The 6,558-nt window shown below is 60.2% G+C and carries 5 protein-coding genes, 1 pseudogene and 1 other annotated feature; of the genes and pseudogenes, 2 read left to right on the top strand and 4 right to left on the bottom strand.

Features of this window, described 5'->3' with window-relative positions; genetic code table 11:
- On the top strand, window positions 1-228 hold a 228-nt coding region (locus NS365_RS24800; RefSeq protein WP_206612164.1), incomplete at its 5' end, for a hypothetical protein.
- A 5-nt stretch (window positions 229-233) separates the two neighbouring features.
- Here the strand turns inward: NS365_RS24800 and trpD are convergent.
- Genes trpD through NS365_RS21535 form a run of 4 tightly spaced genes read right to left on the bottom strand, consistent with a single transcriptional unit; the run spans window position 234 to window position 4,840 of the window.
- Window positions 234-1,268, bottom strand: a complete 1,035-nt coding sequence (trpD, locus tag NS365_RS21550; RefSeq protein ID WP_058602356.1) for an anthranilate phosphoribosyltransferase — start codon at window positions 1,266-1,268, stop codon at window positions 234-236.
- Window positions 1,256-3,415, bottom strand: a complete 2,160-nt coding sequence (locus NS365_RS21545; protein WP_058602355.1) for an FAD-dependent oxidoreductase — start codon at window positions 3,413-3,415, stop codon at window positions 1,256-1,258. Before NS365_RS21545 ends, trpD begins: the two co-directional genes overlap by 13 nt.
- Entirely contained in the window at window positions 3,412-4,119 is a 708-nt protein-coding gene (locus NS365_RS21540; protein ID WP_058602360.1) for a YggS family pyridoxal phosphate-dependent enzyme, read from the bottom strand. The genes NS365_RS21545 and NS365_RS21540 overlap by 4 nt, the downstream gene beginning before the upstream one ends.
- 19 nt (window positions 4,120-4,138) lie before the next feature.
- Complete coding sequence (locus tag NS365_RS21535; protein WP_058602359.1) at window positions 4,139-4,840, bottom strand: B3/B4 domain-containing protein; 702 nt, start codon at window positions 4,838-4,840, stop codon at window positions 4,139-4,141.
- 342 nt (window positions 4,841-5,182) lie between these two features.
- Here NS365_RS21535 and NS365_RS23850 point away from each other — a divergent pair.
- Window positions 5,183-6,396, top strand: a pseudogene (locus NS365_RS23850) (IS3 family transposase).
- Window positions 5,410-5,526: a sequence feature (AL1L pseudoknot), on the top strand. It overlaps the preceding pseudogene by 117 nt.
- Window positions 6,397-6,558: the final 162 nt, after the last annotated feature.

Raw genomic sequence — 6,558 nt, 5'->3', positions numbered from 1 at the left:
CAGACGCTAACAGGCCCTAGCCTTTTTGATCTCGGCTACAAGGGCGACATCATCGGCGGCATACAGCGATGCGATCCTGTCAGCGAAGCTTCGGGTGGGCGGCAGGTCCTGGCAGATCTCCTCGAGCCGCAAGCGTGCGCCGCTCCGCAACAAGCGCGCGACCTCATCGACTTTGTGCGCCTTGATCGAATCCAGGATACCAAGCAGCCGACCGGCATCGTACGATAACTGCGTCATGCAGGGACTGCCTCCAGAGCCTCGTTCGAAACCTGCACCAGCCGTCTGAGGACTGACGCCGCATATCCGCCGTCGATAGACTTGCGTGCTCGCTCAATGCCTTCCACCCACGTCTCCGACACGCCGGCCGCGATCAGGGCGCCGGCCGCGTTCAGGAGGGCGATGTCCCGGTATGGCCCCCCTTCCCCGCGAAGGAGTGCCTGCAACGCGGAGGCGTTGGAATGTCCGTCTCCGCCCTTTAGGGAAGCCAAGGACGATCGCGGTACTCCAACGTCCTCGGGCACGAGATCGAAGGTGCGAATTCGCCCTTCTGAGAGCATGGCCACATGGGTCACCCCGGTGGTGGTGATCTCGTCGAGTCCGTCGGCACCATGCACCACAAGCCCACGCGTCGACCCGAGATCGCGCAACGCGTGGGCCATAGGCAGAAGCAGATCTCGTGAGTACACGCCTATAAGATGGTGCGTCACGCTGGCGGGGTTCAGCAGCGGCCCAAGGATGTTGAATATCGTCCGTACACCCATCTCCACGCGCGCGCTCATAACTGTCTGAAGGGCAGGATGATGGGACGGGGCGAACATGAAGCCCATGCCCGCCTTATGGAGGCAACGCTCGACTCCAACCGGTGGCTGGTCGACCGCGACGCCTAGTGCCCTCAGTACGTCGGCTGCCCCCGACTTGGACGAAACCGCCCTATTTCCGTGCTTGGCTACTGGAACGCCGGCACCGGCAACGATGAACGAAGCAGCCGTCGAGATGTTGAAGGTGCCTGCTCCGTCTCCCCCGGTTCCTACGATGTCAACGGCACCGTCCGGTGCACTCACCCTCACCATTCTCCTTCGCATGGCCTCGACCGCACCGACGATTTCTTGATGGGTCTCGCCTCGCATGCGTAACCCCATCAGGAGGGCGCCAATCTGCGGTCCGGTCGCGGCACCCGAAACCATAAAGTCAAACAGTTCCTGAGAAGCCTCGCGGGTCATCACTTCTCCCGCCGCGACCCTGTTCAAGATCAGCTTCAGGTCTGGCATGTATACTCTCCAGGAAACACCGGCTCCTCGATCGCCGAAGGAAAGGGCTGATCCCAATCTGGAACGACGTTCTCGCGCCTGAAGGATGGCCGGTCTTGGAGGCCTTCGCCGAGAGTGCGGGCGAAGAGGTGACCGGCGAAGACAGCCGCCGCTATCGAACCTGGCGCAAGGCAGTCCCCGATGCGTACGATCCTGGGCGCAATGTCGCTTTTCCCAGTTGGCATCTCGGCGATGCGCTTAACGAGGTCATGGAACAGTTCGTCACGCGGTATCTGCGAGGTGGCAAGCAGAACCGCGTCACTTGGCACTTGGCGCCGGCGTCCAGTAAAGCAGCAGGCAAGTTCCACAATGCCTGCCCCCAGGCCGACGAGCTTGGTAGACACGTGCACATCAATGCAACGCTCCAACAGCCTTCGTTGAATACGAGGCTGCTCGGCGGTGTTCACCGTCCAGGCGGAAACTAGGCTTTCAGGGGTGACGAACGTGACTAAGCACCCAGTTGCTACTAGAAGTTCGGCTATGACGCCGCCCATATGGCCGTGATCGTCATCGAAGATGACGACCCGGCCCTGTGGAAGCCGGCCTGCCATGATGTCGTCAGGCGTGAAGACCTGGATCGTGTCGAGGCCGGGGATTGGCCGCGCGTTGGTTCGTCCGATGCCGTCGGCTCGCCAAGTCGCTCCCGTCGCAACCGCGACGAGCGAAAAGTCGGCATCTAGAACTACGTCCGCAGTCACTCGGTTGCCGGCCAGGAGAGTGACGTTTGGATCCAGACGGAGACGCTGCAGCCGCCAATCGGCCACGCGCTTGTATGTCGACAAGCCAGGCAGTGTGGATTCGCGAACCGCCCTGCCTCCAAAGACTGGCTCTTGGTCCACAATGACCGTTTCGTAGCCACGCCGTCCCAGCCACGTCGCGGCCTCGAGTCCGGCCGGTCCAGCTCCTATCACTAGGATTCGGTCTTCTGAGACTTTTCCGGCTATTCGCTCTGGATGCCAACCCCGGCGCCACTCCTCGCCCATTGTGGGGTTCTGTGTGCACCGGAGTGGAACGCCCAACTTGTCTGACGCTACGCACACGTTGCAGCCAATACATTCACGGATGTCGTCGAACTGACCGGAGGCGATTTTGAACGGCAGGAATGGATCAGCGATCGATGGTCTGGCGGCACCAATGAGGTCAAGGGTGCCCGACGTAACTAAGGAAAGCATCCGGTCCGGGGATGTGTAGCGGCCCACGCCCACGACGGGTCTCCCGGTCACGGACTTGACGAATTTGACGTAGTTCTCCTGAAAGCCTTCCTCACTGAAACGAGCGGTCTGGCCATCGTTGGCGAAGTCGCCAACATTCACATCCCATAGATCGGGAACATCGGCCAGAATCTCGACCACGTCCCGCCCCTCCCCTTCGCATGTGAGCCCGTCCGAGCCAATCAACTCGTCCACGCTAAATCGGAGGGCCACGGCGCATCGGTCGCCTACAGCGTCCTTCGCATCATCAAGCAGTTCACGGAGTAAACGGACCCGGTTCTCAAGAGAGCCACCATACGAGTCGATACGTTGATTGTGACGGCGCGAAAGGAAGTGAGCGGGCAAGGTCATGTCGTGACCCGCGTAGACGTAAACAATGTCGAAGCCGGCATGCTTTGCATTGATGGCCGCGGTTCGGTGCCATCGTCGGAGATCGCGGATGTCGGCCAAGTCCATGGCCCGAGCATGAACGGGAGCGTTGCCCCGTGTGGGCGTCCCTGAGGGGGCAATCGGGATCGCACGCGTCTCGAGGTTGTGCACGTAGGCGCCATTGTGCGCCAATTCGACGCCCGCGAGGGCTCCCCCTGCGTGTATCTGTTCGACCGCGAGGATCAGTGTCGGTAGATCCCGTTCGTCCCATAGGCGCAGTTCCCGGGGATGGCAACTGGAGTAGTGAATATCGCATTGTTCGGTGCATACGGCGCCCCAGCCTCCTTCCGCCTTGATGCCTCGCATCCGCGCCATAGAACTCGGATGCTGCCTATTCATCCCGTTACAGTGAGGCACTTGGTAAAAACGATTCCGAATAGTAACAGGCCCGATGGCGAGCGGCTCAAATAATGGCTTGAATCGTCCCGTAACGTCGAACTTGAAGGGAGGGGGCTTTGGGTGCCTCATGGCTGTGAACGAATCCGCGACCCAAAGATGGCACTTCCGACCCGCACGTGGGTCGCGCCATACATAATCGCCTGCACGAAGTCGCCGCTCATGCCCATCGAGAGCATCGGTAGACCCTCGTCCCGAGCCATGTCCGCGAGCCGGACGAAATCGGCACACGGATCAAGGTTGGCGGGAGGAATGCACATCAGCCCAGTCAGGTCGAGCGCGCACTCATCCCGACATACCCGCACCAGCGCAGCGACATCAGCCGGCATAGCTCCCGCCTTCTGTGCCTCCTCACCTGTATTCACCTGCACGTAGATTAAGGGACGGCGGCCTTGCCGATCACATTCGGCCGCGATTGCGCGTGCAATGCTGGGCCTGTCAACGGATTGGACGACGTCGAAAATCCTAACTGCATCTCGGACTTTGTTCGACTGCAACGGACCAAGGAGGTGAAGTTCAATCCCGTGGAACTGTTCCTTGAGAATGGGCCATTTGGACTTTGCCTCCTGGACACGGTTCTCACCGTAAACGCGCTGACCCATTCCAATAGCCAGCCGAAGTCGATCCACATCTACTGTCTTGGATGCTGCGATGAGGGTTACCGCGTCGTTTCTCCGACCCGAAGTTTTCGTAGCGTCGGCAATGAGGCTGCGTACTGTCTCGAGATTTGTTTTCAGGTCCGCAGTAACGTCGTGCCCGCTTTGAAGGATGTGCATCGGGCTGGGTTCGGTAAACTCAGCAACCGGCATAATCGAACCTCCGATTTCGAGGATTGATCTGGGCAAGTTCGGTAACCACTAGGTCTAAGCGAGCTGCTCGATCTAACAGTCGCGCTTTCAGCACGCCGAGATCGTCCTCGGCGGCATCGTGCAGCGCTTCGGCTACCACGAGAACCGAGACCGACTCCTGACACACGACGGATGCGGCACTCTGCCGGAAGACCCATCTCCGGGAGTGGGCGTGGTTCGCCTCGTCGGCAAAAACTACCTCTCCCGGTGCGGGGCGTTCTATCTCACTTTGAAAGGTCCTGTGTTCCTCTGTCCCATCAGCAAGTCGCACGGTAATGCTACCCAACACCTTCGCCACATCGAAAGCTGCGATGGGAATGCCCATGTTGGCTGACTCCGCGTTGAGAAGATCAATCAACGGATGAAGACGGGGCAGCATCTTATCCTTGCGGAGGCGGCGTAGCAGAGCTTCGGCGGCACATCGGTATTGCGTCGGTTTCAGCCCCATTTCCGCATAGGTCCGACGCCAGGCTTGGATGGACGGAAGATCGCCCTCGGGAGCGTCATCCAAGCGTTTACAGATCTCGCTCACCGTCTCCGTCGTGTCTACTCGATCGGATTGTAACATCGCGACATTTCGGATGACGAGCGCCAAAGCCCGCAGTTGGGGGAAACGACGCCAAATTTCGTCTGCATGAATGAAGTGCATCGATCGAAGGCCCACAAGCATTTGGTGTTGCCATAGGGGTCAAGCTATCGACGCCGGTTCGTAAGATATTGAAGAAAATTGCCTGTTGACATCCCGCCGTAGATGGAAACCCAGCAGCGACGGCGAGTCGTTAACCGACCGCTGATGTCAGCTGGGACTTCTGCGTCGAAGATCCGCGCGGACGTCCTCCTATATATTCAATCACGGGGTGTGGCTGCGTACGATCAATGGTAGGCTCTGAACCGCGCCGGGTTTGCCGGAGGCTCCAACTCTTGAGAGGATGGAGCCACGACGAAGAAGGTACCGCCGTTTAGTCCTGAGTTGCGCGCCCGCGCGGCTCGGATGGTTTTGGATCACCGCGAGGAGCGCGGTTCGCAGTGGGCGGCGATCCAGTCGATCGCGACAAAGATCGGCTGCTCAGGTGAGACGCTGCGCAATTGGGTTCGCCAGGGTGAGCGGGACGCGCGTCTGCGGCTTGGCCCGACGAGCGAGCAACGCGAGCGGATCAAGGCACTGGAATGCGAGGTGCGCGAGCTTCGCCAAGCCAACGAGATCTTTCGCAACACGTCGGCGTCTTTTGCCCAGGCGGAGCTCGACCGCCCGTTCAGGCGATGAAGGCTTTCATCGACGACCATCGCGATGTCGACGGGGTCGAGCCGATCTACAAAGTTCTGCCGATCGCTCCCTCCTCCTATCGTGAGCATGCCGCCCGGCGGGCTGACTCGTTCTAATTGCCGGCGCGCACTCAGCGGGATGCGGTTCTGGCGATCAAGGTGCGCCGGGTGTTCAACGAGAACTTCGGCGTCTACCGCGTTCAGAAGGTCTGGCGGCAGATGATGCGCGGAGAGCTTCGGCGTTGCCCGATGTACGGTCTCGCGCCTTGTGCGGGAAATGGGATCGAAAGTCGTCGTCCGGGGTAAGCCCGTGCGCGGCACCATCCGCGACGCCTTGTGCCGTGTCCGCTCGACCGAGTGAAGCGCGTCTTCAAGGCGCCGCGACCGAACATGCTGTGGCCTTACGGCGAATGCGAGCATTCGCCTGCCGGCTGGGAGATGTCGGACTTCACCTACGTGGCCACATGGTGCGGCTTTGTCTATGTGGCCTTCGTAATCGACGTCTTCGCTCGTCGGATCGTCGGTTGGCGCATGTCACGCGTTGTCCGGTCGGACTTTGTCCTCGATGCGTTGAAGCAAGCCCTTCATGAGCGACGACTCTTCGCAGACAGCGGGCTCATGTGCCATTCCGACCGAGGATTGCAATATGTGAGCATTCGCTAGACCGAACGCCTCGCCGAGGCCGGCATCGAACCCTCCGTCGGCAGTGTAGGAAATTCGTACGACAATGTGCTCGCCGAGACGGTGATCGGCCTGTTAAAGACCAAGGTGATCTACAGACGCGGACTCTGGCGCTCCTTCGAGATTGTCGAGTTCGCTATCCTTGAATGGATCAACTGGTTCAACTAACGACGTCTCCTTGAACCCATCGGCAATATCCCACCTGCCAAAGCGGAAGCCGCATGCTACGCCACGCTTGAGGCCACGCTCATCGCCGCGTAGGACCCAAATCAACCAGCCTCTGGCAAACCCGGCGCGGTTCAGTCGAGCGCGATTGGATGAGGCGGATTGGGGGCATTCGGTCCCTTGCGGTCCCCTCCCCTGCCGCAGCTTGCCGCAGCTTGCCGCAGATCACCGCGCCTGTTAGGGCCTGTTAGCGTCTGA

This window comes from Aureimonas ureilytica (assembly GCF_001475935.1).
Taxonomy (GTDB): domain Bacteria; phylum Pseudomonadota; class Alphaproteobacteria; order Rhizobiales; family Rhizobiaceae; genus Aureimonas; species Aureimonas ureilytica_A.
Note: the sequence above shows the minus strand (reverse complement) of the source record. Positions and strands in the feature narration are given on the sequence as shown.